Here is a 23,647-nt window from a genome sequence, read left to right as displayed (position 1 = left end):
ACCGTAGGGCAATATCACCGACCCGTCAATCGCCGGCCAGGTGGCACGCGACTGGCGTTGCGTTAGAGCGCTCCCTGCTGCGGCGTTCCGGCCGGGTGGGGGCGCAGGACGTGCCCGTCCAGCTCACCGACTATTTTTCCCTCAATGTCCTTCAGGAGTTGGCGTACCGCGGGCCCTCTGAGGTGCGCGTCCAGCGCCTCAGGGCTGGACCACTTCTCGATCTCCACGAGGCGGTCGTCGCCCTCGTGCAGCGCGTAGAGCAGACAGCCCTCATCTTCGGCGTGAGCGAGCGTGATGGCCCGTTCGAGGGCAGCGATCACTTCTGATCTGTGTTCCGGGACAGGGATGATCGTCACAACGACCACAACCGGGTTCATCGTCTCTCCGTTGCGTGCTTGATGTTCGACTGGCTCGCTGCATGGGATCCGTCGTCCGCGGCCTGGCGGCGATATCAGCTCAGCATGGGATTCCCGATCGCGGTCTGGTCGTCCGGCACGTACGCCTGAAGGATGTCCCAGTGCTCGGCTATGCGGCCGTTCTCGAAACGGAAGACGTCTGCCACAGCGGCGTCGCCTTCGGGAAGAAATCCGCTGACTACGGCGAGTGCGATGACGTGGTCACCGTCCTCGAACGATCGCAGCATGGTGTAGCTGAAGTTGTCGGGGAGGGTCGGCACCATCGCCCGAAGCCCGTCACGGCCTTCGGCAATCGCCGGGTTGTGCTGGATGTAGTCCTCCGCGAAGTGCCGGTCCAATGCCGTCAGGTCCCGCTGGTTGAGCAGTTCCTCCATGGCCTTGCGCGCGGTCTCCTTGTTGACCGACATGACAGAACTCCATTCTTTGGTGCGGCCCGCACCGTCTGAGGCAGGGCCGACACAGGCAGCGGCGGCGCTGCGAAGCGAGGGAATGAGGGGCCGGCGGTATGAGGCGATGAGCGCTCGCCTGTCCTGGCGCCGGCGCGACGGCATGCCGACCTGCCGGGTCTACACCATTGCGTTGCCGTTGGCGGAGTTTTCCGGGGTGACGATGTCCTGGACGACGTCCCAGTGCTCCACGATGCGTCCGTTGTCCAGCCGGTAGATGTCGACAATGGCCACGGGGTTCGGAGCCCAGCCATGGACGATGCTGTGGGTGAAGACCAGATCGCCCTGGGCGGCGATGCGCTGCGGCTCCCAGGAGAAGCCGTCCAGGTGCGGAACGGCGTTGCGCAGGGTGTCGAGCCCGTTGGGCATCTGCGGGCTGTGCTGGATGTACGGCTCGGCCCAGTATCGGTCTATCGCGGTAAGGTCCTTTTCGGCGAACAACTCCCGCATCGCGGTGAGCACGATGTCGATGTTGCGCTCTGCCTGATCGTCCTGCACAGCGGCGTGGTGAGTCATGGTCAGGCCTCCTTGATCGTTCCGGTGAAGTGGTGGAGCTGGCCGTCGACGGTCACGTTGGAGTACAACGTCCCGTTCTCGAAGTCCTCCAAGTGCGTCACGGTGGCCCCGCTCGCCTCGGTCCAGGAGTTCAGATAGACGCCTTCGCGGATCTGATGCAGGTCCAGAGCCACCGTTTCAGCGTGTCCGTCGGGGGCGAGCCCCGCACCGTGCTCCACGACGAAGCTGCCCTGGGTCGGCGAGTCGAAGGTGAACCGCACCTTCAGATCGCCGAGGTCAAAGTGGTAGCTGCGGCCGGTCAGTTGCCTGGACATGGCACGTCCTCCAGATCGTCGATCACAACCTCGATGCTGAGTTGAAGTCTCAACTCAAAGCACATGTTTGCGCAAGCCTTCTGAGACGGGGAACACACTCAGCTGACGGAGCGCGGCGACAGCGGCAGGCGATCACCGTGGACGGTGGGACGCCACGAGGCTTCACCTCAGCGACACCGCCGCCCGGCATGTTCTCGCCGCCCGCGACCAGGCCGCCGGCATCACCCTCGCAAGCACCGCCGTCCACGGCGCGACCAACAAAATCAGTCGGTTCACACCGCCGCCAGGCCGGCACGGCGACCAGCGCGGCACCACGCACGGGGGCCGGACGGCATCAGTCGTCCTGGTCCACTCCGCCGGGGACACCATCCACCCTCACAGCCCGAACCGAGCCCGCTGACCCTGCGGCACCAGGTCGGCGTACTCAGAGTGCTTCCCGATCCAGCCACGGATGAAGGGGCAGAAAGGAAGCACCGCGAGGCCCTGCTCCCTGGCCGCGTCGAGGGCCGCGCGGGCGAGTACGCCACCGAGTCGTCGACCGGCGAACCGTGGATCGATTTCCGTATGGATGAACGCGATCTCGTCACGGTACCGGTGGTACTCGGCAAAGCCGGCGAGTTCGTCGCCGTCGAAGACTTCAAAGCGCGATTGGCCGGCGTTGTCAGCCACGCGAGGTTCCATCGCCCCTCCTCATGATGGTCGCTGCGCCGTCGCCCCTTCGCACAAGGACGAGGCTTCGCAGCAACGGAGTCACCAGAGTAGTTGATTAGTCAACCGAGTGCGGCGAATCCCGTTGTGGCATAATGTTGATACATCAACCATACGAAGGTGAGCGACCATGCAGTTCGGGATCACCACCGTCGGCGACGTCACGCCGGACCCCGTGACGGGCCGTACGCCGACCGAGCGTGAGCGAATCAAGGCCATGGTCGCCATCGCGCTGAAGGCCGAGGAGGTCGGGCTCGACGTATTCGCGACCGGCGAGCACCACAACCCGCCGTTCGTGCCCTCCTCCCCCACCACGATGCTCGGCTACATCGCAGCGCGCACAAGGAAGCTGATCCTCTCCACCTCCACCACCCTCATCACCACCAACGATCCGGTGAAGATCGCGGAGGACTACGCGATGCTCCAGCATCTGGCCGACGGGCGAGTGGACCTGATGATGGGGCGCGGTAACACCGGGCCCGTGTATCCCTGGTTCGGCAGGGACATCCGTGAGGGCATCAACCTCACCACCGAGAACTACGCATTGCTCCACAAACTCTGGCGCGAGGACGTCGTGGACTGGGAAGGCCGTCTCCGTACGCCTCTGCAGTCCTTCACCTCCACGCCCCGCCCGCTGGACGACGTACCGCCCTTCGTCTGGCACGGCTCCATCCGCTCCCCCGAGATCGCCGAGCAGGCCGCCTACTACGGCGACGGCTTCTTCCACAGCAACGTCTTCTGGCCGGCCGACCACGTCAAGCGGCTGGTCGAGCTGTACCGGACGCGGTACGCGCACTACGGGCACGGCACGCCCGAGCAAGCGATCGTCGGGCTCGCCGGGCATGTCTTCATGCGGAACAACTCCCAGGACGCCAGACGCGAGTTCCGCCCCTACTTCGATGTCGCGCCGGTGTACGGGCACGGGCCGTCCCTGGAGGACTACATGGACCAGACACCGCTGACGGTCGGCTCGCCACAGCAAGTGATAGAGAAGACACTGAGCTTCCGCGAGTACGCGGGTGACTATCAGCGCCAACTGTTCCTGGTGGATCACGCCGGGCTGCCTCTGAAAACCGTCCTTGAGCAGATCGACATGCTCGGCGAGCAGGTCATACCCGTGCTGCGTGAGGAGTTCGCCAAGGGCCGCCCGTCGGACGTGCCGGAGGCTCCGACCCACCGTTCCCTGCTCGCCGCCAAGGACGCCCAGATCAATTCCCAGGAGATGAGCGCCTGATGAAGCTCGTCGTCATATCGGCGGACTTGAGCCCACCCTCGCCCACTCGAGTGCTGGCCGACCGCCTCGCGGACACCACACGATGGCAACTGACGGCCCACGGGCACGAGGTCGACACCCGCGTGGTCGAACTGCGCGACCTGGCCGCCGATATCGCTCACGTCATGGAGACCGGGTCCCCAGGCTCGGACCTGAGGCATGCGGTGAAGACAGTCGCACAGGCGGATGGTGTCATCGCCGTCTCACCGATCTTCTCCGCCTCCTCCAGCGGGCTGTTCAAGTCCTTCTTCGACGTGCTCGACAACACCACACTGACAGGGAAGCCCGTGCTGCTCGCCGCCACCGGCGCCACGGCCCGACACTCGGTCACCCCGGAGCGCGCACTCCGGCCACTCTTCTCACGTCTGCGCGCGACCCTCGTACCCACCACCGTGTACGCGGCCACCGAGGACTGGGGCGCAGCCTGCCTCGCCGACCGCATCGTCCGCGCAGGCCGCGAGCTCGGCTCACTCATGGGCGGTCGCGCGGCCATCACCGAGAACACTGAGAGCGTCGTCCCCCTCAAGCAGTAGCTAGCCGCGCTCCGGCCGGAGCGACCTCTCGGACGTCTCTCACCCAAGTCTCTGTTGGTAACGTCCACTCCGCGCCAGCTTGCCAGTTCGTTACTCCTCAACGACGCGTCGTCGCCCCAAATGAAACGGCAAGGTGGATTGCACGGCGTTGGCATTAGTCCGACAGCAGCGGCTCTGTGCATGACCGCCGGGCGTCAGTCGACGACACGACAGATCAATCTCAAAGAAGTGGCCGAGGAGGCAGTATGTCGAAGATTCAGAGCGCGGTCCGAAGGCTGGGCGCGACCCGGGCATGGTCCGCCGTGGGACGTTTCCTGGCGCCTGCGGACCGCGTCCTGCTGAAAGTGACCCGTGGGCGCCTGGGAGTCGGGACGGCGGCCGGGCTGCGCACAGTGCTGCTGACGACGACCGGCCGAAGCAGCGGGCAGCCGCGGCAGGTGCCTCTGCTGTACGTCCGGCACGGCGGCGGCCTGGTGGTGGTCGCCTCGAACTGGGGCGGGCAGCGGCATCCGGGATGGTCGGCCAATTTGCTGGCGGAGCCGCTGGCAGAGGTTACCCACGCCGGCAACACGTGGCCAGTCCGCGCACGGCTGCTGACGGACCCGGAACGCGCGGAGGCATGGGCAGCGATCGTCGCCCACTGGCCCGCGTACGAGGGGTACGCCGAGCGCGCCACTGAGCGGACCATCCGGGTCTTTCACCTCACCAGGACCTGACTCCCCACCGCGCACGCGGATTCGTCGCCCGGGTCAACTCGCCACCACGAAAGGCCAGTTCCTTGTCATACTCCGGGCTGACGGCGATGGGCCGGACCTGCAGCAAGATCGGGGAGCTTTTCCCTCCACCGACGAATGCCCGGTCAAAGTGGTCATGAGCCGCGCCGACCAGGCACGGCGAGAGGCCCTGGCCAGCCAGAACCTCTCGGACATCCGGCTGGAGCTCGACCGAAGCCCCGGCACCAAGGACGTCATCCGGTCCGCCTTCAACTGAGCGAGGCGGCAGGGCGGCCAGGACTCGCGCGCGCATCGATCCGCCCGACGCGGGAGTTCGGGCTCAGCTCCCGGGCGAGTTCTTGGTCAGCGCGTCCATGAAGAGGTCGACGAGCGAACGGGCTTGCTCTTGCGTGCCGTGCCGCACGGAATAGGCGATTCCGCCCATGAGGAGCAGGACGTCAGCGGGGGCGACGTCGGTGCGCAGGCTTCCGTCCCGGGCGCCGGCCGCGAGGAGGGCGGCGACCGCGTCGGTGAGGAGGGCCAGGCTGTCGGAGTACGGATCGGTGCCGGAGGCGATGACCGCGTTCAGGGCTTCGGACATGCCGCTCTTGGCCGTGGCGTAGTGGATGAAGTGGTCCATCCACATGCGAGTGGCCTCGGCCGCCGGGTGCTGTGCCAGAAGGTCGCTCACCTTCTCGCAGACCTTGGTGAGTTGGCGCCGGTAGGCGGCGTCGATGAGTACTTCCCGCGTGGGGAAGTGCCGGTAGAGCGTTCCGACGCCGACACCCGCCTGCTTGGCGATAGCGGCAGGCGCGGTGTCCAGCCCCTGCTCGGCGAAGACCCGCGCGGCAACCTCCAGCAGGCGCTCCCGGTTCTGCAGCGCGTCACTCCTGGTGCGACGCGCCTTGGCGGGCATGCGGGTCCTCCGGCGTCGGCTCGGGATGATTTCCGGAACTCATTCCGTTTACAGTATTAAGCGGAATCCGTTCCGGTAGCACCTTACTCCAGGAGAGTTCCATGCCCGCTCCCTCCGACAAGGCCGTACGCCACTGGTTCATCACCGGGGCCTCCGGCGGCCTGGGACGTCACCTCACCGAGCACGCCCTCCGGAACGGCGACCGCGTCACAGCGACCGTCCGCCGCCCCGCCGCTCTGGACGACCTGCGCGAGACGTACGGCGACCGGCTGGCCATCGTGATCCTCGATCTCACCCTTCCCTCCGACGTCGACCGGGTGATCGCCGCGACAATCGCGTCCGGGCCGGTGGACATCGTGGTCAACAACGCCGGATACGCGGTCGTGGGCGCCGCCGAAGAAATGACCGTCGAGCAGATCCGCGACCAGATTGAGGTCCTCCTGCTCGCGCCGATGATGATCACCCGGGCTTTCCTGCAGCCGATGCGTGAGCAGGGCGGAGGCCGGATCATCCAGATCTCCAGCATGGGCGGCCAGGTCGCCGTCCCCACGCACAGCTCCTATCACGCGGGAAAGTGGGGACTGGAAGGCTTCACCGAGAGCGTCAGCCGCGAGGTCTCCGACTTCAACATCCATCTCACCGTCGTCGAGCCCGGCGGCACCCGCACCGGCTTCGCCTCGGCCCTGCAATTCACCCCGGAGACGGCCGTCTACCGGGACACCGCCGTCGGCCGGACGCGGCGCCACCTGGAGAGCATCGACGACAGCGACCTCACCGGCGACCCGGCCAAGCTCGCAGCCGCCGTCTACGACACCACCCGCGACCCGAACCCGCCGCTGCGTCTGCCTCTCGGCTCCGACACCTACAGTGCGGTCCACGCCGCTCTCACCGACCGTCTTGCCGCGCTCGAATCTCAGAAGGACGCGGCCGCGTCCGTCGCCTTCACCGACTGATCCGTCCCTGCGGCACCGCACGTCCGAGCGTCCTGAAGGGCCGGCCCACGCAGGGCCGGCCCACGGTCCGGGGCCGATATCGTCACGGCGCCGGGACGGGCGTCCTGTGGTCCTTCGCGAGGCCGTGGAGCGGACAGGGCCGCCCGGGGTCGCGCGGGCACAGGACCCACAGCTCCGACGCAATCGCCCGGTAGAGCCGGTACGGGGCCGGGCCGGTCACCTCCCCGAGTGCGAACGGTGTGACGCCGGTGCTGCCCGGCCGGGGGTACGCCTCCAGCGCGCGGTCGACGTCACTGCCCGACAGTTCGTACGCCTCGCCTACGGCGTACACGGCGCGGCCGTGGTACGGCGTGACGGTGGAGTCGAAGATGACGATGCTCACCTGCGGACGCTCGGCGAGGTTGCGGGAGTGCTGGGCGTCCGTGGCCGAGAGCCAGTAGAACTCGCGGTCGCCCGCCGGAGCGAAGTAGACCGGAGAGGTCCACGGGCGGCCGTCCGGGTCGACCGTGCCCAAGGTCAGGTAGAGGTTGGCGTCAACGACTGCGCGCGCGTGGGCCGCCAGGCCGTGGTCTGTCATGACACGAACTCCTTGCGCTGCTTGACGATTTGTACCGACGTCGTGGCTAGCGAGCGCGCCGACCGGACTCGCCCCGCGGCCCGATCTGGGGCCCTGTTCGGGACCGCACGCCCGGTCCGGGACCGCACGCCCGCTGCGCGCCGGCCTCAGCGGCGTACCGTGAACTTCAGGTGCAGGACCCGGTCGCCCTGGATGACCAGGTGCGGATCCTCCAGCAGATGCTGTCCGTCGATGCCGCCGAAGTAGCGCTTGCCGGACCCGAACACCACCGGCACCACGTCCATCGCCACCTCGTCCACCAGGCCGGCCGCGAAGATCTGGCCGCCCACCTCACCGGCGTTCACAGCGACGGTGCGCTCCCCCGCCAGCGCCTGCGCCTTCTCGATCGCCGCCTCGACACCGTCGACGAAGTGGTACGAGGCCTCCGGATGCCACCCCTCGGGCTTGGGCCGGTGGGACACCACAACGACGTGCTCGCCCGCCGGCGGCTGCCCCTCCCAGCCGTTCATCAGGTCGAACAGCGTGCGGCCCATCACGATCGTGCCGATCGACTCCCACATCGACCGTACGTACTCCGCCGACGCGCGTGAGACCTTGAAGCTGTTCCCGGCGCCGGAATGGTCGAATTTCCGCTCCCCGTCTCCGGGCCCTCGCCCGCCGGTGATCGGGGTGTCCCCGCTGAAGAGCCATTCGTGGAGCGGCCCGACCGCGTCGTTCTCGTCAGCGATGAAGCCGTCCACCGACACCACACTGTTCATGATCACCGTGCCCACAGGTCCTCCTCGGTATCTCGCCGCGCAGTCGTCCCGATCTTGTCGTGGTCGAGGGTGTCGGCGCTTGTAAGAAATCAATCTGCGGGCATCGGGCCGTTGTCCGGCGGGAAGCCCCGCTCGGCGGGGAACCGGCGCCGCAGCGCCAGGTAGGCCGTGGGTGTGTGGCCGGTGAAGTCCTTGAACTCCTTGCTGAAGTGGGCCTGGTCGAAGTAGCCGGCCGCCTGGGCGAGTTCGGCCCAGTCGACGGGGTTCCGGGCGTCCACGGACAGGATCAGCCGCGCGAAGCGGTAGATCCGCGCCACCCGCTTCGGCGTGACGCCGACATGCGCCTTGAACAGTGTGGCCAGGTGATTGCCGCTCACCCCCGCCGTGTCGGCCAGCGCGCCGACCGGAATCGCGCCGTGCGCGGTCTCCAGCCGCCCGGCGGTGTGCCGGACGAGCTCCAGACCGGACGGCGGCGTCTCGGCGAGCCGCGACAGCAACTCCTTCTCCACGACCCGCAACATCTCGGCAGCCGACGCGCTTTCGCCGACCTCGTTGCGTATCCGGTCCGCCGACCGCCGCCAGACAGCGTCGACGGGCACCCATCGGTTCCGCAGCTCGCTCACCGGCACACCGATGAACGGTGACAACCCCCACGGCTTGAAGTGCACTCCGACCAGCCGCACCGTCGCGGGGTACTCGACGAGGAAGCGCCTGGTCCACACACCCATGAACCAGCCGTCGGTGAACACGACGGGCGGCACCGCACAGTCGGAGTCCCGCAGCCGTACGGGACCGCCGAAGTGCAGGTACAGATGCGCCGACGGCATCGGCGGTACGTTCACCGAGTGATGGCGCGGCACTCCGGTCAGACAGTAGACGTCGTCGATGAAGCGGTCGAGCGGCGGCGCGGGTACTCGGCCGACGTATTCCATCGGCCCATTTTCCCCTGCCCCCGCCCGCTGATTCAGCCTGTTGCCGCCGGAGCCGGTCGCGACCGCTCGACCGGGATCCACAGCTGGGAGTCGGTCTCCGTGCCGAGCTCTACCGGCTGCGTCCGCAGGAGCTCCGGACCTGACCGGCTCGTATAGGGGTTCGAGGGGAACCATTGCGTGAACACGTCCCGCCACAGCTCCTGGAGGGCGCTTGGATAAGGCCCGTGGTTGTCGAAGACCGCCCAGGTCCCGGCCGGCACGTCGAGTCGGTCGAGACCGTCGAGACCCTCGACGGCCGCCCCGGGGCTGCTGACCACGCCGATCCAGTAGTCCGCCTCGGCGCCGTCTTCCCGACCGTCGGTCAGGTACACCGCCGCCGAGAGGATCCCCTCAGGCTCGCCACCGGTCAGCTCCTTCAGCCGTACGATTGTCTGCTCGTCCAGGCTCTCCACATGCGCCGTGGCGGCCTCGTTGAGCCCCTCTTGCACGAGAGGGACCCGGGCCTTCCTGCCGACGATCCGAAACGCCTTCTTCTCCACGATCCGGTACCGCATGGCCGTACTTCCTTCGACGACGACACGGAAGGACACGCGCGGCTGTGCCGTGAGCACCGCGCCCGTGCGTCGCGCCTCCGCCGGCCCGATGCCGTGAACCGACCGGAACGCCCGGGCGAACGCCTCGCCCGAGCCGTACCCGTACCGCACCGCGACGTCGAGCAGCGTCAGTTCCCCGGCGAGTACCTCGGCCGCGGCGAGCGTCATCCGCCGGCGGCGCACGTAGACCGGGAGCGGCATCCCGGCGAGGACGGAGAACAGCCGCCGGAAGTGGTACTCCGACACTGCGGCGATCCGGGCCGCCTCGGCCACGTCGACCTCCCGGTCGAGGCAGGCCTCCAGGTGATCCAGCGCCCGGTTCAACCGCTCCAGCACGCGTATCCGCCCTTCCCGCAAGCAGAGACAGTTCGTCCGCGCCCCGCCCGACAGAACCCGTGCGGGAATTGTCGGGCAGGAAGCCCCGACATTCCCCGAGGCTTGCGCCCATGACTGATGTTAAAGGGCAGTGCGAGCCGCAGTTCGCCGCCGTCCGTGCCGCCTTCGCGGCTTCGCTCGGCAAGGATGACGTGGGTGCCTCGGTCGCTGTCTGTCTCGACGGTGAGCCGGTGGTCGACATCTGGGGCGGGTACGCCGACGCGGACCGCTCCGCGAGTTGGGAGCGCGACACCCTCGCGGGCGTGAACTCCACGACCAAGAACATGACCGCCTTGTGCGCGCTCGTCCTGGCAGACCGGGGGCAACTCGACCTGTCCGCGCCGGTCGCCGCCTACTGGCCCGAATTCGCCGCGGCCGGCAAGGAGACCGTGCTGGTACGGCACGTGCTGTCGCATACCGCGGGGCTGCCGGACCTGGCGGGGCTGACAGCGATCGAGGACCTCTACGACTGGCAGAGCGTGACGGCGGGGCTGGCCGCGCAGGCTCCTGAATGGGAACCCGGCACGGCCGCCGGCTATCACGCGCTCACCTTCGGGTTCCTGATCGGTGAGATCGTCCGTCGCGTCACCGGCCGCAGCCTCGGCGAGTTCTTCGCCGAGGAGGTGGCCGAGCCGCTGGACGCGGACTTCCACATCGGGCTCACAGCCGAAAACGACCACCGCGTCGCGCCGCTCATCCCGCCGCCGTCACTGAACGACACGTACGCCTCCAGCACACCTCACGGACCGGACGGCACTCGCCGGGAGGTCACGGGTCCCGCGATCCGGGTCAAGGACGTCAACTCCGTGGCCTGGCGCCGTGCGCAGATCCCCGCGGTGAGCGGTTTCGGCAACGCCCGGTCCGTCGCCCTGGTCCAGTCCGTGCTGGCGAACCGGGGAACGGCCGGCGGCGTACGACTGCTGTCCCCGCGGGGCTGCGAGCCCGCGCGGCAGGAGGTGTTCCGCGGTGTGGACCGTGTGCTGCGCACGCCGGTGTGCTGGACCATGGGCTTCGGCAAGTTCGGCAACACCTTCGGCTGGGGCGGCTGGGGCGGCTCGTTGGTCGCGAGCGACCCCGACTCACGTATGACGGTGGCCTACGTCATGAACCAGATGATCGACCGGGAGCAGCAGGGGGACGACCGCGGCATGGAGATCGTCATGGCTGCCTACAGCGGACTGCGGTGACAACCCGCGGGCCGCGCCGCCCGCCGACACGGTGCCGAAGGCGCCGTGGGATTCATCCGGCGCTTTTCAGTTAAATGTAAAGCGCGGAGTAATCGTCAATGTCAATGTCTCTGTAATTCGTTCGGGCGGTCGGCGGGCGGGTGAGGCATCGATTGAATTGCGCATGGATATGCACGGGGTGAGAAATGACGTCCAGTGCAAGGAAGTTCCTCCATGCGTATGCGCATGACCCTGGCCGCTGTTGCGGCCGCCGCCTGCGTCGCCCTGACCGGCGCGGCAAATCCCTCTCAAGCCCATACCCCCACGTCGGAACAGAGCGCGAGCGCCGCTCTGCGACACGCGGCCGACCAGTGCGGGGCGGGAGAGATCTGTTTCTGGCAGAACAGAAACTATTCGGGTACGCCGTGGCGGTGGACGCCCGGCTCGGGATACCGCGACATGCCGGCCTATCTTCACGACCACGTCTATTCGTTCTACTCCAACGCCAACGGCTGCTTCATCGACTGGGCCCCTCAGGAGAAGCGGAGGGTCGGCGTCGGCGACTACGCCAAGGTCTACGACACCAACTTCGGCAAGCGGATCGACGCGGTGGGCCCCACCTGCTGAGTGCCGCCTCGCGCCCGCCGCTGCCCGTTCGATCCGAACAGGCAGCGGCGGGCGCCGTGTTCCAGCGGGCGACCGTCGACCGCTCCTGACTTTCGCGTTGCGCAGTCAGCCTGCTACGGTCCTGGCTATGCCTATACGTAGTCAGAGATCGGTCATACCGGGACCCCGGACCGCCCCACGCACGCCCGTCACTGCCGAAGGAGGGCGCGTCCCCCGCCGGTGGCTGGGCCTGATCGTGGTGTGCCTCGGCGTCATGATGGCGTTCGTCAACATCACCGGCACCATCTCGGCGCTCGGCCGCATCCAGGACGACCTGCATATCTCGCCCGGCACGCTCGTCTGGCTGACCAGCGCGTACAGCCTGGCAGTGGTCAGCCTGGTCATGTCGGCGGGCACCCTCGGCGACCTGTTCGGCCGGCGGCGGACCTTCATCTCAGGCGCGGCCGTCTTCACCGTCGGCAGCCTGCTGGCCTTCGTCGCCGACAGCTCCGGCGCACTCATCGCCGCACAGATCGTCATGGGCGTGGGCGGGGCCGCCGTCCTGCCGTCCAGCCTCACGATCGTGACCACCACCTTCACCGATCCGAACGAGCGGACCACCGCGATCAGCGCCTGGGCCGCCTGCTCGGGTCTTGGTCTCGCCGTCGGGCCCCTGATCGCCGGTGTGCTGCTGGAGCACTTCTCGTGGCACGCCGTCTACCTCACCAATCTGCTGATCGGAGTCGCGGCCGCCGTACTCGCCCCGTTCTTCGTGCACGAGAGCAAGCACCCCTCGCGCCGGCTCGATCCGGCCGGCGTGCTGCTCGGCACTCTGACGCTGGCTTCCGCCACCTATGCGATCATCCAGGGCGGTTCGACGGGCTACGCCGAGCCGCCGATCATCGCCATGTACGCGGTCTTCGTCGTCTCTGCGAGCCTCTTCGTGCGCGTGGAACTGCGCCACCACGACCCGATGCTCGACCTGCGCCTCTTCCGCAGCGCCTCGTTCAGCGCCGTGATGGGGATCGCGGCGACGGCCATGTTCGGATTCGTCGGTGTCGCCCTGCTCAGCGTGCTCTACATGCAACGTGCCAGGCAGGACACCACACTTGAGGTCGGCGTGCGGATGCTGATCCTGTTCGGCACCTTCGTCGCCGTCAGCGCCATCGCGCCACGCCTGGTGCGCAGGCTCGGCTTCACCGTGCTTCTCACCGCCGGCCTGGTGTTCATGGGTGCGGGCGCCCTCATTCTGCTGGAGACCGGCCCGTTCGACGGATACGGGGCGATGTGGCCGGGGCTGCTCGTGACCGGTATCGGCGGGGGTCTGCTGATCGCCCCGTCATCGGCCGCCGCGGTCAGCAGCGTCCCCGCGCTGCAGGCCGGCATGGCGGCCTCGGCCATCAACATGGCCCGCCAGCTCGGCAGTGTCCTCGGCCCCAGCGTGCTGGGCACCATCGTCACGACGCACTTCCCCGACAACCTCCACCACCGGCTCGTCGACGCCGGGATACCCGGCTCCGCCGCCGACACGATCGTGGCCGGCGCCTCACACGGAGGCGGCGGAGCGGAACTGCCCGCGTCCGTGGCCAGGACCGTCGCGCAGGCGGTGCCGGAGGCGTTCACCGACGCCGTGCACCGAGGATTGCTCGTCGGCGGTGTGGTGTTGCTGATCGCCGCCGTTCCCGCCGCGTTCTTCGTCCGCCACCGGGTGGCGGGTGCGCCCACCCTGTCCCCGGCGAGCAGCGACGGCCCGGTGAGCACCGCCCCAGACCGGACCGACGGATAGTGGCCACCAGTGGCTTTGGGCGGGCATAGTCAGGGAGGTACGCTCGCGATATGGACGATCTGTCGAAGGGCCGAGACGTACAGGCCCAGGCCCTGGCCAACTGCCCGGTGTCCCGGACGTTCGATGCGGTCGGCACCCGCTCGTCCCTGCTCATCATCCGGGAGGCCTTCTTCGGCACCCGCCGGTTCCAGGACTTCACCGAGCGCGTGGGCATCGGCGAAGCCGCCACGGCGGCGCGCCTGAAGGATCTGACCACGTCAGGATTCCTGGAGAAGGTGCCGTACCAGGAGCCCGGCCAGCGCAAGCGCTACGAGTACCAACTCACCGAGAAGGGCCAGGACTTCTTCACCGCCATCATGTCGCTGCGCGACTGGGGCGAGACCTGGGTCTCCGACGGCCACAAGGCCCCTTGGCGCTTCATGCACAAGGACTGCGGGGCCGAGGTCCACTCGGTGACGCGCTGCTCCGCCGGTCACGATGTCGCCGCCGCCGACTGCGTCGCGGTACGGGACCCGAACCGCGCCGCCGCCGAGCGGATGTCCTGACTCCTGACGGCCGGGCGCCCGGGATCTACGTCCCGTAGCACGCCCGCTCGTTGCCGCCAGGCAGGCGAGCGATTTCCAGGCAAATCAACGTGCCCTCGACGAGGGAGTTCGCCGTTATGGCCGATCCAGGTCGAGCGCGACTCAGCCTCGGGTGAATGTGGTCCCAGCCCGTCGCGCGCGGTGCGGTACAGCTGCTGTCGGCATCTGGGATCCGGCTCAACTCCTCTGGTGCCCCCCACGCCGAGTTACCCGTCGTTGCCGCAGGTATGTCAAGCGGCGAGGTACAGGGCGTGTGACGCCAGGCGATAAAAGGCCGTGCTGGCGGCCTGACGGCTCCGCAAGCTCCGTCCGGCTTGCCGCGCCGCTCGCCGCGAGGCCGCACGACGAGTATGTTGTAATGGAAGTAGTTACGACAGCGAGGAGGTGCGATGAGCGCGAACAGCAGGCTGACAGTGGCGGTGCACGCCGTGACGTGGATCGGCCTCTATCGGAGCCGCGGTTTCGAGGTCGCCACCTCGGAGCAGATCGCGGACAGCGCCGGCACCAACCCCGTGGTGATCCGCAGACTGCTCGGGCAACTCCGGGCAGCCGGGCTGGTGGAATCCAGGCGCGGCGCCGGGGCGGGCTGGACGCTCACCCGCGACCTCGCGGACATCACCATGCTCGACGTGTACGACGCGATCGAATCAGGCCCTCTGTTCGGTATGCACCACGCGGAGCCCAACCCGGACTGCGTCGTGGGGGCCGGAATCCAGCCCGCCCTCGGGAACGTCTACGGCCGGCTGGAGGAAACACTCCGCGCCGAGCTGGCGGCCACCACTCTCGCCGTAGTACTGAGCGACACTCTCGCGACCCCCTGAAACCGCGCGCGACCTGCGTGCGGTTTCGGCGGGCCTAAATGTAACCAATACAGTTACCTCAAAGTCAGGTGAACGTCATGACCGAGAACAACGGCAGGACCGTACTGGTGACCGGCGCGTCGAGCGGCATCGGACGGGGCATCGCCCAGCGCTTCGCCGACGACGGCGCCCGCGTCTACCTGACCGGCCGGCGTGCGACAGAACTGCAGACCGTGGCGAAGGAGATCGGACCGCAAGCGGTGGCCGTACCCTGCGACAGCTCGGACGCGGCCGATCTCGACCGCCTCTTCGACGTCATCCGGCAGAGCGGCCACCAACTGGACGTCGTGGTGGCCAACGCCGGAGTCGGGAACTTCTCCCGCCTCGAAGAGGCCACCGAGGACCAGTTCACCCGGACCTTCGACATCAACGTGAAGGGCACACTGCTCACCGTCCAGAAGGCACTCCCCCTGCTCGCCCCGAAGGCCTCCGTCATCCTGCTGGGCTCCACCAGCGCGAGCGAGGGCGGCGAAGGGCTGGGCCTGTACGCCGCGTCCAAGGCGGCCATCCGCAGCCTGGGCCGCACCTGGGCAGCCGAACTGGCACCGCGCGGGGTACGGGTCAACGTGATGATCCCCGGCCCCATCCGCACGCCCGGAATCGACGGACTCGCGGCCGAGATGGGGATCGGCGACGAGCAGGTCGAAGAGGCATTCAGCGCGAAGGTCCCCCTGGGCCGCGTCGGACGCCCGGAGGAAGTCGCCGCACTCGCCGCTTTCCTCGCCGGCGACGAAAGCTCCTTCATCACCGGAGCCGAATTCTTCGTCGACGGCGGACTGGTCCAGGTCTGAGACACCGAAGCCGCACCACCGTGTTCGCCGAGCGGATCGACGTGTGGGGGGGCGGATCCGCCTGGGGAACCGAGCTGCGAGGTCCCCCCGGCGCGCGGTACGGTGCGCCGATGTCAGCGATCAAGAAGTTCCAAGTCACCTTTGACTGCGCAGAACCTGAGCGTCTCGCTCGTTTCTGGTGCGAGGTGTTGGGGTACGTCCTACCGCCTCCGCCGGAGGGCTTCACCACCTGGGACGATTTCAACCGCACCCTGCCTCCTGAGAAGCAGGGCTCATGGTCCGCCTGCAGTGATCCCACAGGCGCGGGCCCGCGCCTGTACTTCCAGCGCATCCCCGAAGGAAAGATCGTTAAGAACCGGGTGCATCTCGACGTCCGGGTCGGCACCGGGCTCGTGGGGGACGAACGCCTCGCCACGCTCGAAGCCGAGTGCGCGCGACTGGTCGCGCTCGGCGCCACCCACGTGCAAACGCTGTACGCCGATGAGGAAAACGAATCGTGTATCCCCATGCTGGACATCGAGGGGAACGAATTCTGTATCGACTGAGATACTCAGTCCAGCAAGGTGGCCGTGAAGATCTCGCGGTGGTCCACAAGCCAGTCCTGGATGCGGTCCCACCGTTGCCAACCACCACGCTCGGACAGCACCTGTGTGTAGACACAGTCGCCAACGCTCACTCGGTCGGCGACGAAGGTCCGGCAAGTTGCGGTGGCCTGTTCGATGATGCCGGGCAGTTCAGCGCGGTCTTGCGAGGCAAGTCCGTAGCTGTCGGCGAGGATTCGCAGTCGCATCGGAGCATCCAACCCGGCGGGGTGGAGGACTGCCGCAGACGCGGGGTCGAGCATGGGGACCCAATAGCGGGCGGTCATGGCGAGGTCCCACAGCGGTCGCCCGGGCGCTGCCAGATCGAAATCGATCAGGGCCGTCGCGCAGCCGTCGCGGAAGACAACGTTCTCCGGGCACACGTCGTTGTGGCACAGCATCGTTCCTCCCTCCGGGTCGGCCAGAGCCTGGGGCCAGGGGGCAAGGGTGTCCACGGTGATGGCCACGCTGGCGTCGTGCAAGCGTCGCAGCAGGCCTCCCACCGAACTCAGAGCGGACTCCGTCATCGCCCAGCGGGGAAACGGCGGCAGGGCAACGTCGCCGGGGATGTAGGTCAGCTGCTCGCGGCCGTCCGCTGTGAGCTGGAGCGGGGACGGAGCCCCGTCGAAGCCGTGCTCCTCAAGCGCGCGGAGGTGGGCGTGAAGGGCGCGCGCAGCAGGCGGCGCCGGGCGTTCCACCAGGGAACCCCGATGAAAGACCGCGCCTGCGTTCATCATGCCGCCGTCGAGTGCTTCGCCCTGTGCCGCCCCGTCCTCAGCTGTCATGTCGATCACGCTATCGGGAGGTCGACGCTGGTTGGGATCGTTCCGGCAGGCGCTTCGAGCTTGGCGGGCCACCGCACCGGCACACGGGAAAGGTGGCAGCGCCGTGATCTATGACCCCCATAGCGCTCACGGCGCTGCCACGCTTCCTGGTGCCCCGCCAACGGCTCCCCAAGGCTGCGGCACGACACTCGCTCGATGTTCGGTGAACATGCCGGCTCACAGGCGTGGCCAGGGTGCGTGAACGGGCGCGCGCGTCTGAGCGGGGACGCCGACGAGGGCGGCGGCCTGCGGGTAGGTGTGACTGCCGAGCATGACGAGCCGTAGAAGCACGTGCTCCCAGCACAGTCCGCAGCTGTTCGACGTCGATGCGCCCCTTGTTCAGGCCGCCGTACATCCCGCCGTGACCACGCCGATGTTCAGGGGTGAGCGTCAGATCCACCGGGCACTTCACCGGGCCGCCCGTGCACAGCACCGCGTCCGCGAGCTCGAACAGTTCATCTCGCCGGGCGGTCAGACACGGCATAGAAGTCGCTCCCCGGAACCGGGACACGCGGGCCACCGCATCCCGTGCAAGCCCGGACTGGGGCAGGTGCCGTTGAGCGCGGCACGTATGAGTTCAACGGACCGCTTGTTGTGGTCGCGGCGGGTGAGTACTGCCCTGTTGTCGCAGACGGCGAATCCGCGATACGCGCCGACCTTCACCTGGGAGTGCTCCAACTCGCCTGCAGCATCATCGGCTTGAGGTGACTCCGAACTCTCTACGAAACGATCAGTAGGTCTGCGAGTGGCCCTTCCGGTCAGCTCGCGTCCGGGGCGGTGATGATCTTGCCGTCCTTGTCGAGGGTGTGGGTGTTCCAGTACACGTCCCACTTGTCGTCGACCTGCTTGGGCACCTTGCCCGTGGGGTACCGCACGTATCCCGCCGAGGGCTCTTCCTTGTCCGAGAAGCAGGCCGATCCCGTACCGCCCACCGCCAGGGCGGGGTACTCGCCGTGGCTGCAAATGGCCTCCTTGTATTCGAGGCCGGCGCAACCGGTGAGGACACCGACTGCGGCGGCGCTCACGAGGGCGGCCGCGACGACGCGGACCCGTCCGGATCTGAGGGCGGAGGCGGGTCGGTTGATGCGGGGCGTGGCCATTGGTTCTCTCCAGTCGCTCGGTGTGCCCCTACCCTCGCCGTTGAGGGGCTGCCGCGCCGTGAGTACCCGTACTCAGAAAGGCCGGACGGGATGCTCAACATGCTGGGGTGACCGCACCCCCATCCCGGCAGCCGGGTCTACTACCTCGTTCGTTGCGAAGGGCAGAGATGCCGTGGTGGTTTCGTTCCCCACCGCGCCCCGTCGTCCACAGCGAACTGGAGATCGCCGGGTGGCACTTGGCCCGGGCGCTCGTCACCGTTGAAGGAGTTGTCGAGCAGCATCAGCACGTCGTGATCCTCGAAGAGGACGCGGGAACAGGCGTCCCAGTCGGAGTTCCCCTCGCTCCTCGGGTAGGCCGACCTCGCCACTTCGTTCCGGGCTCCCACCCTCCCCGCGGGACGGATGCCTACCCGTACCAAGTGTCGCCGCAAGTCCAGAACTCCGGCCCCTGGCGCCACATCTGCGGTGGATCGAACACCCTCGACCCCACCGGTACGGCCTACCCAGTGCGGAGTTGATCCGGCGCGCGGCCCAGGACGCCTGCGGCTCCGTAACCGGGTCAGCCAACGCGCTCCGCAGCACCATGCTTGTCGACCAGGTCCACCTGCGGTCGGCCGGGAACCTCGCGGTTCTCGGGGCCGGTGGCACGGTCAGCTGGGGAAGCGGCGGAGCTCGCAGGACTATCCGCCCGCGGCTGGACCGACCATGGCGTCACACGGCTGTTGTGCGCTGCGGTCTACATTGGGAAATCACGCGCCCCGAACCAGCCGGAAGTGACGATCATGCCCTTCGCTGACCAACTGATCAGCGCCCAGACCGCACGGACCCTGACCGAGACCCTTCGCGCGGTTCTTTCAGGTGCCGAACTCCCCTCGTTGCGGGCGGCCGCAGGGCGGCTCGGCCCTCTGTCGCTGCGCGAGCGGGCCGACCTGCTGCGGGACGCGCTGCTCACGGACGTGACCGGGGACTACGCCGAGTTGGCGCGCGTCGTGCGAGCCGCCCGGGACAGCGGGCCGGCGTTCAGCGGATGGCTGATCTGGCCGGTCACCAGCGCGTTGGCCACGAAGGCCGTCGCCGAGGAGACCGGTGCCGCCTTCGACGACGCGATGGCACTCCTGGCGGAACTCACCGGTCTCCTGACCTCTGAATTCGCGCTACGGGTCCTGCTGCGGCACGACCTGGACCGCGCGCTCGGGATCATCGCCGGGTGGACGGCGTCCCCCGACGGCGACGTGCGCCGCCTCGCCTCGGAGGGCACCCGGCCCTACCTTCCCTGGGCCATCCGGATCCCGGCCCTGACCGCCCGCCCCGGCGCCACGGTGCCCGTCCTCGACGCCCTCTACAGGGACGAGAGCGATTACGTCCGGCGGTCGGTCGCCAACCACCTCAACGACCTGAGCCGCGACGAGGCCGACCTCACCGTGGCCACCGCCGGCCGCTGGCTCGGCGCCCCCGCCCCCACCACGGCCCAGCTGGTGCGCCACGGACTGCGCACCCTCGTCAAACGCGGCCACCCCGGCGCCCTCGAACTGCTCGGCTTCGCCCCCGCGACGGTAGAGATCGACGGGCCCCTGCTCGACCGCACCAGCGTGCCGTTCGGCGGCAGCATCCGCTTCACCGCCACCATCCGCAACACCGGCACCGAGCCGGCCCGGCTGGCGATCGACTACGTGGTCCACCACCACAAGGCCAACGGCTCACAGAGCGCCAAGACATTCAAACTCACCACCCGCACCCTGTCCCCGGGCGAAACGATGAAGGTCAGCCGCGAGCACTCCTTCCGCCCCATCACCACCCGCCGCTACCACCCGGGCCCGCACGCCATCGCCCTCCAGGTCAACGGAGTCGCCTCGGACACGGCGAAGCTGGAACTCGAGGCGCCCTGAACAAAAGACCTCCCCAGCACGTCCCGCAGCACCAGTACGACGCGGCGTGTGGGCTGCGGCCGGCGGGATGTGCTGTGGCCCAGCCGGCGGCTTCGCCTGGCGAGGGCCGTCGCTCGCGTGGCTCATCCAGATCGAAGCCCGCGGGGGTACGCGGTCGACGCGGAGGCCGGCCGGAAAGGAGTCCTGGCTCACCGTCGTACCCACCCGTGGCCAGGAACGCGGGTGGGCAGGACCGTCGTGCATCACCCCCGTAACAAAACGATCAACTTCCTTGTGCGGGCCATGTCCACTCCCGTGCAGTGGGCTGATGCACTTTCCAACGGCAGCCGGTCGGCACTTCCGCCACCTGCGCATGTGGCACGCTGTGCCGGTCTCCCTCATAGTGGTGGCCGTGGTGGCGTTTCTCGTCCTCCGGCCGTCCGACGGCGGGCGCTCGGTGCCCAACAGCCCCTGTCTGGCAGCCGATTCAGCGCGCGATGACACACCCGCGACCCCCGACCTCGACGGGGACGGCTTCGCCGATCTGGTGTACGAGAACGTCGACACGGAGAACTTCGACCTGATAGTCGTTCCCGGCTCCGAACACGGCCCGGACCACGACCGTACGACCGCACTCACACGCCACGACCTCGGTGTGCCGGATCACATCCAGACGGGCGACGACCCGTGGCAGCCCACGGTCGCCGACCTGGACGAGGACGGCCACGCCGATTTCGTCATCAGCAGCGCGGCCAGTGTCCTGTGGGGAGGTCCCAAGGGCCCGCAGGCCGGCGGACCACACGTGCGCCTCCCACTGCCGGGCAGCGGCTACCACACCGCGCCGGTCGCAGGCGACTTCGACGGGGACGGCCACACCGATCTCGCGGTCTTCAAGGACTCGAACGAGAACCGGGAACTGGTCGTCATCAAGGGACCGTTCAAGCGCTCCGGCGCCGCCGCCCGGATCGTGCAGATCCCCAGCCCGGTCCACGAGGGGGCGACACCCGTACTGGTCGCTGGGGACGCGAACGACGACCGGGCCACCGATCTCGTGCTCTACGGCTCTCCGTGGGATCCGCCCCTGCTGTTCACCGGCGGTGCCCGTACCGCCGGCGGCTTGAGCAAGGACCCAGTGCGGCTGCCGGAGGGCGAGAACGTCGTCTTCGGGGACTTCGACGGCGACGGGCGCCAGGATGTCGCCATCGGGCGGAGCTTCGTCGACAGCTACGACGAGGACGTCACACCCCACCGGCGAGGCCAGGTCAGCGTCCGTTACGGGAAGGAGCCGGGGACGTGGGTCACCATGGACGGCGGCGGCTTCAAGGAGGGCTTCGGCACCAGACTCGCCGCCGAAGACTTCAACGGCGACGGCTGCGACGACCTGGCCGTACAGCTCACCAAGAAGAAGGAGGCGGGGGACGCACGGATCGAGGTGCTGCGGGGCGGCTCGGAGCACGGGCTCGGGTCGAAGCCCTGGCGCGCCACCAAGCGCTCCACGCCGGGTGAAGACGGCCCCCTCGACGGCACGCTCTTCGCCGTCAACGACTGGGACGGCGACGGCCGCGCGGAAATGGCCCTTCTCGGCGGCGACAGATGGTGGATCACCGACGGTACGGACCGCGACAAGGCATCCTTCCCGCTCGCCTCCGGCAAGAACCGAGGTGCGTAGCACATGAGTGTGGTCCCGGGGCCAGGCCGTGACACGCCCGCCGGGGCCTGCGCTCCGGCTTGAGTGCTTTGCACAGGCCGCACAGGCCGGCCTTCTCTGTGGTCATGGCACACCGATGGTGCCGGCGATTTCGCCGGCACCATCGACGTAGCCTGGTGGGGCGCACCGCGCTCGGCGAGTTGCTTGCGAAGGTTCGGCGGTGTGGCGCCGGGTTGCGGCGCGGCTCAGCCGCGAATCGCGGTGGTTTCGCGGGTGAACTGGCGGTGGCCGATCAGCTTGTAGGCCACACGAGCGGGGGCCGGCACGACCTTCATGAACCTTCGCCGTTCCGCGTCATCGGTTTCCTCGGTGATGTGGCCGAGGATGACGAGCCTCCGTGTGAGGGGGATCGCGCGCATGCCGTGCTTGCCGAGGGCGTCCCATTCGCGCTGCGTCAGTGTGATGGCGACGATCGGCAGTATGTCCTGCTCCTCCTCGGCCAGGTGCTCGATCAGTGTCGGCATCATGGTGTCGATGCGCGCGGCCATTCGCTCGCCCGCGGCAGCGTCCGCGCTCGCCGTCCACGCAGGCAACTCCGCGTCGACCGCTGTGACGGCGTCGTCGACCTGCGCGTGCTGCGCGTCCATCCGGTCCATCAGCTCGGGGTCGAGGGCAGCCCGCTCACGCAGCAGCGGAAAGAGCAGCTCGTCCTCACCGGTGTGGTGCGTGTGGAGGAAAGTCAGCATCTCCCGGGCGTGCGCACCGATGACCCTGGATCGCGCGCGGTCACCGGCTGCGGCGCGGAACAACCGGGGAAGCTGACCGAACTCTCGCCGCAGGACGCGATGGATCAGCACCATCTCATGGGTGTCGACGCCGGGCCCCGAAGCATTCACCGTGCCTCCTCGACGCTCACGGCGTTCTGGACGGCTTCACGCGCCGTGGTGGCCGGCCGGCCGAGGAGCTTGACCAAGTCGTCGCTGTCGGTGAACAGCTCTCCGCGTGCCAGCCCGGCATCGGCGTCAGCCACTGAGGCGGCCATCTCCGGAGGCAGCCCCGCACCCGCCAACATCGCGGTGTAATCGGCGACCGGCATGTCCTGATAGGCGATGGGGGTGCCCAGGACATCGCTGAACGTGGTGGCGAGTTCGGTCAGTGTGAAGGGCGCTCCGCCGAGTTCGTAGGTCGCTCCAAGGTGCCCGTCCTGCGTCAGCACCGCGGCCGCGACCGCCGCGAGGTCACGTCGGCCGGCGGCACTGACACGCCCGTTCTGCGCACTGCCCAGCAGTGCGTGGTACTGGGTGATCATCGGGAGCTGGTCGGTGTAGTTCTCCAGGTACCATCCGTTACGCAGGATGACGAACGGCAACCCGCTGCCACGGAGGTATTCCTCGGTGCGGCGATGCGCGTCGGCGAGCGTCATCTGCGCGGTCGAGGCGTTGAGGATGCTGGTGTAGACCATGCGGGAGACACCCGCCCGGCCTGCCGCGTCGATGGCGTTGCGGGCGTTGTCGAACCGCTCACCCACCGTCGTCGTGGATACCAGCACCATCGCGTCGGCACCCGCGAAGGCGTCGTCGAGGGTGCCCCGGTCGGCGAAGTCCGCGCGCCGCACGGTGATCCCCTTCCGTGCGAGGTCGGTGAGTTTGCCGGTGTCCCGGCCGGTGGCCACGATCTGCTCCGGCGGGGTTCCGGCGGCGAGGAGCTGATCGACGATGAGTCGGCCCAGGTGACCTGATGCTCCGGTGATGACAATGGACATGGTGTTTCCTTTCGACGCGTGTTCGGTGTGGGTGCGTTACGGCGCCAGAGG

The 23,647-nt window shown here is 68.3% G+C and carries 28 protein-coding genes; 13 read left to right on the top strand and 15 right to left on the bottom strand.

Going from position 1 to position 23,647, the window contains the following annotated elements:
* Positions 1 to 62: 62 nt before the first annotated feature.
* The 5 genes from OHS57_RS36945 to OHS57_RS36925 form a co-directional block, all read right to left on the bottom strand.
* Complete coding sequence (locus tag OHS57_RS36945) at positions 63 to 377, bottom strand: putative quinol monooxygenase (RefSeq protein ID WP_328584862.1); 315 nt, start codon at positions 375 to 377, stop codon at positions 63 to 65.
* Positions 378 to 451: 74 nt separating this feature from the next.
* Positions 452 to 823 (bottom strand): nuclear transport factor 2 family protein, encoded by a 372-nt coding sequence (locus OHS57_RS36940; protein ID WP_328584861.1) that lies wholly within the window; start codon positions 821 to 823, stop codon positions 452 to 454.
* Between the two features lie 159 nt (positions 824 to 982).
* Complete coding sequence (locus OHS57_RS36935) at positions 983 to 1,378, bottom strand: nuclear transport factor 2 family protein (RefSeq protein WP_328584860.1); 396 nt, start codon at positions 1,376 to 1,378, stop codon at positions 983 to 985.
* 2 nt (positions 1,379 to 1,380) lie between these two features.
* Positions 1,381 to 1,692 carry a MoaF-related domain-containing protein gene (locus OHS57_RS36930; RefSeq protein WP_328584859.1) on the bottom strand — a complete coding sequence of 104 codons (312 nt, stop codon included), beginning with the start codon at positions 1,690 to 1,692 and terminating at the stop codon, positions 1,381 to 1,383.
* A gap of 375 nt (positions 1,693 to 2,067) precedes the next feature.
* Positions 2,068 to 2,373, bottom strand: coding sequence for a GNAT family N-acetyltransferase (locus OHS57_RS36925; RefSeq protein ID WP_328584858.1), 306 nt, complete (start codon positions 2,371 to 2,373; stop codon positions 2,068 to 2,070).
* A 157-nt stretch (positions 2,374 to 2,530) separates the two neighbouring features.
* Between OHS57_RS36925 and OHS57_RS36920 the strand changes: the two genes are divergently transcribed.
* The 3 genes from OHS57_RS36920 to OHS57_RS36910 all read left to right on the top strand — a co-directional run bounded on the left by OHS57_RS36920 (position 2,531) and on the right by OHS57_RS36910 (position 4,922).
* Positions 2,531 to 3,634 (top strand): LLM class flavin-dependent oxidoreductase, encoded by a 1,104-nt coding sequence (locus OHS57_RS36920; protein WP_328584857.1) that lies wholly within the window; start codon positions 2,531 to 2,533, stop codon positions 3,632 to 3,634.
* Positions 3,634 to 4,206, top strand: coding sequence for a CE1759 family FMN reductase (locus OHS57_RS36915; RefSeq protein WP_328584856.1), 573 nt, complete (start codon positions 3,634 to 3,636; stop codon positions 4,204 to 4,206). The genes OHS57_RS36920 and OHS57_RS36915 overlap by 1 nt, the downstream gene beginning before the upstream one ends.
* A 245-nt stretch (positions 4,207 to 4,451) precedes the next feature.
* Positions 4,452 to 4,922, top strand: coding sequence for a nitroreductase family deazaflavin-dependent oxidoreductase (locus OHS57_RS36910; RefSeq protein WP_328584855.1), 471 nt, complete (start codon positions 4,452 to 4,454; stop codon positions 4,920 to 4,922).
* Positions 4,923 to 5,259: 337 nt separating this feature from the next.
* On the opposite strand, the gene OHS57_RS36905 is transcribed toward OHS57_RS36910, so the two are convergent.
* Positions 5,260 to 5,835 carry a TetR/AcrR family transcriptional regulator gene (locus OHS57_RS36905; RefSeq protein ID WP_328584854.1) on the bottom strand — a complete coding sequence of 192 codons (576 nt, stop codon included), beginning with the start codon at positions 5,833 to 5,835 and terminating at the stop codon, positions 5,260 to 5,262.
* Between the two features lie 101 nt (positions 5,836 to 5,936).
* On the opposite strand from OHS57_RS36905, the gene OHS57_RS36900 reads away from it, so the two are divergent.
* Positions 5,937 to 6,788 carry an SDR family oxidoreductase gene (locus OHS57_RS36900; protein WP_328584853.1) on the top strand — a complete coding sequence of 284 codons (852 nt, stop codon included), beginning with the start codon at positions 5,937 to 5,939 and terminating at the stop codon, positions 6,786 to 6,788.
* An 82-nt stretch (positions 6,789 to 6,870) separates the two neighbouring features.
* On the opposite strand, the gene OHS57_RS36895 is transcribed toward OHS57_RS36900, so the two are convergent.
* The 4 genes from OHS57_RS36895 to OHS57_RS36880 all read right to left on the bottom strand — a co-directional run bounded on the left by OHS57_RS36895 (position 6,871) and on the right by OHS57_RS36880 (position 9,984).
* A complete protein-coding gene (locus OHS57_RS36895) occupies positions 6,871 to 7,365 on the bottom strand; it encodes a pyridoxamine 5'-phosphate oxidase family protein (RefSeq protein ID WP_328584852.1) in 495 nt (164 codons plus the stop codon).
* Positions 7,366 to 7,511: 146 nt separating this feature from the next.
* Positions 7,512 to 8,138, bottom strand: a complete 627-nt coding sequence (locus tag OHS57_RS36890) for a dihydrofolate reductase family protein (protein WP_328584851.1) — start codon at positions 8,136 to 8,138, stop codon at positions 7,512 to 7,514.
* Between the two features lie 74 nt (positions 8,139 to 8,212).
* On the bottom strand, positions 8,213 to 9,055 hold the full coding sequence (locus OHS57_RS36885; protein WP_328584850.1) for a helix-turn-helix domain-containing protein: 843 nt from the start codon (positions 9,053 to 9,055) through the stop codon (positions 8,213 to 8,215).
* Positions 9,056 to 9,087: 32 nt separating this feature from the next.
* Positions 9,088 to 9,984, bottom strand: a complete 897-nt coding sequence (locus OHS57_RS36880) for an AraC family transcriptional regulator (protein WP_328584849.1) — start codon at positions 9,982 to 9,984, stop codon at positions 9,088 to 9,090.
* 110 nt (positions 9,985 to 10,094) lie between these two features.
* On the opposite strand from OHS57_RS36880, the gene OHS57_RS36875 reads away from it, so the two are divergent.
* The 7 genes from OHS57_RS36875 to OHS57_RS36845 all read left to right on the top strand — a co-directional run bounded on the left by OHS57_RS36875 (position 10,095) and on the right by OHS57_RS36845 (position 16,361).
* Positions 10,095 to 11,210 (top strand): serine hydrolase domain-containing protein, encoded by a 1,116-nt coding sequence (locus OHS57_RS36875; protein ID WP_328584848.1) that lies wholly within the window; start codon positions 10,095 to 10,097, stop codon positions 11,208 to 11,210.
* A gap of 213 nt (positions 11,211 to 11,423) precedes the next feature.
* Positions 11,424 to 11,816 (top strand): peptidase inhibitor family I36 protein, encoded by a 393-nt coding sequence (locus OHS57_RS36870; protein WP_328584847.1) that lies wholly within the window; start codon positions 11,424 to 11,426, stop codon positions 11,814 to 11,816.
* A gap of 127 nt (positions 11,817 to 11,943) precedes the next feature.
* A complete protein-coding gene (locus OHS57_RS36865) occupies positions 11,944 to 13,581 on the top strand; it encodes an MFS transporter (RefSeq protein WP_328584846.1) in 1,638 nt (545 codons plus the stop codon).
* A 50-nt stretch (positions 13,582 to 13,631) separates the two neighbouring features.
* Positions 13,632 to 14,126, top strand: coding sequence for a winged helix-turn-helix transcriptional regulator (locus tag OHS57_RS36860; protein ID WP_328584845.1), 495 nt, complete (start codon positions 13,632 to 13,634; stop codon positions 14,124 to 14,126).
* 428 nt (positions 14,127 to 14,554) lie between these two features.
* The gene (locus tag OHS57_RS36855; RefSeq protein WP_328584844.1) at positions 14,555 to 14,986 is read left to right on the top strand and encodes an Rrf2 family transcriptional regulator; all 432 of its coding nucleotides are present in this window, start codon (positions 14,555 to 14,557) and stop codon (positions 14,984 to 14,986) included.
* 77 nt (positions 14,987 to 15,063) lie between these two features.
* Positions 15,064 to 15,816, top strand: a complete 753-nt coding sequence (locus OHS57_RS36850) for an SDR family NAD(P)-dependent oxidoreductase (RefSeq protein WP_328584843.1) — start codon at positions 15,064 to 15,066, stop codon at positions 15,814 to 15,816.
* A gap of 110 nt (positions 15,817 to 15,926) precedes the next feature.
* The gene (locus tag OHS57_RS36845) at positions 15,927 to 16,361 is read left to right on the top strand and encodes a VOC family protein (RefSeq protein ID WP_328584842.1); all 435 of its coding nucleotides are present in this window, start codon (positions 15,927 to 15,929) and stop codon (positions 16,359 to 16,361) included.
* 5 nt (positions 16,362 to 16,366) lie between these two features.
* On the opposite strand, the gene OHS57_RS36840 is transcribed toward OHS57_RS36845, so the two are convergent.
* The 3 genes from OHS57_RS36840 to OHS57_RS36830 form a co-directional block, all read right to left on the bottom strand.
* A complete protein-coding gene (locus tag OHS57_RS36840; RefSeq protein ID WP_328584841.1) occupies positions 16,367 to 17,182 on the bottom strand; it encodes a phosphotransferase in 816 nt (271 codons plus the stop codon).
* 10 nt (positions 17,183 to 17,192) lie between these two features.
* Positions 17,193 to 17,705 (bottom strand): transposase, encoded by a 513-nt coding sequence (locus tag OHS57_RS36835; protein WP_328584840.1) that lies wholly within the window; start codon positions 17,703 to 17,705, stop codon positions 17,193 to 17,195.
* A 274-nt stretch (positions 17,706 to 17,979) separates the two neighbouring features.
* Entirely contained in the window at positions 17,980 to 18,321 is a 342-nt protein-coding gene (locus tag OHS57_RS36830; RefSeq protein WP_328584839.1) for an SCO0607 family lipoprotein, read from the bottom strand.
* Between the two features lie 782 nt (positions 18,322 to 19,103).
* Between OHS57_RS36830 and OHS57_RS36825 the strand changes: the two genes are divergently transcribed.
* Entirely contained in the window at positions 19,104 to 20,207 is a 1,104-nt protein-coding gene (locus OHS57_RS36825) for a DNA alkylation repair protein (RefSeq protein ID WP_328584838.1), read from the top strand.
* 307 nt (positions 20,208 to 20,514) lie between these two features.
* A complete protein-coding gene (locus OHS57_RS36820; protein WP_328584837.1) occupies positions 20,515 to 21,855 on the top strand; it encodes an FG-GAP repeat domain-containing protein in 1,341 nt (446 codons plus the stop codon).
* Between the two features lie 224 nt (positions 21,856 to 22,079).
* Here the strand turns inward: OHS57_RS36820 and OHS57_RS36815 are convergent, their stop codons facing one another.
* Both OHS57_RS36815 and OHS57_RS36810 read right to left on the bottom strand, forming a co-directional pair.
* Positions 22,080 to 22,730: a hemerythrin domain-containing protein gene (locus OHS57_RS36815; RefSeq protein WP_328584836.1), complete on the bottom strand. Its 651-nt coding sequence runs from the start codon at positions 22,728 to 22,730 to the stop codon at positions 22,080 to 22,082.
* Complete coding sequence (locus tag OHS57_RS36810) at positions 22,727 to 23,596, bottom strand: SDR family oxidoreductase (RefSeq protein WP_328584835.1); 870 nt, start codon at positions 23,594 to 23,596, stop codon at positions 22,727 to 22,729. Before OHS57_RS36810 ends, OHS57_RS36815 begins: the two co-directional genes overlap by 4 nt.
* Positions 23,597 to 23,647: the final 51 nt, after the last annotated feature.

This window comes from Streptomyces sp. NBC_00370, from assembly GCF_036084755.1.
Taxonomy (GTDB): Bacteria; Actinomycetota; Actinomycetes; order Streptomycetales; family Streptomycetaceae; genus Streptomyces.
Note: the sequence above shows the minus strand (reverse complement) of the source record. Positions and strands in the feature narration are given on the sequence as shown.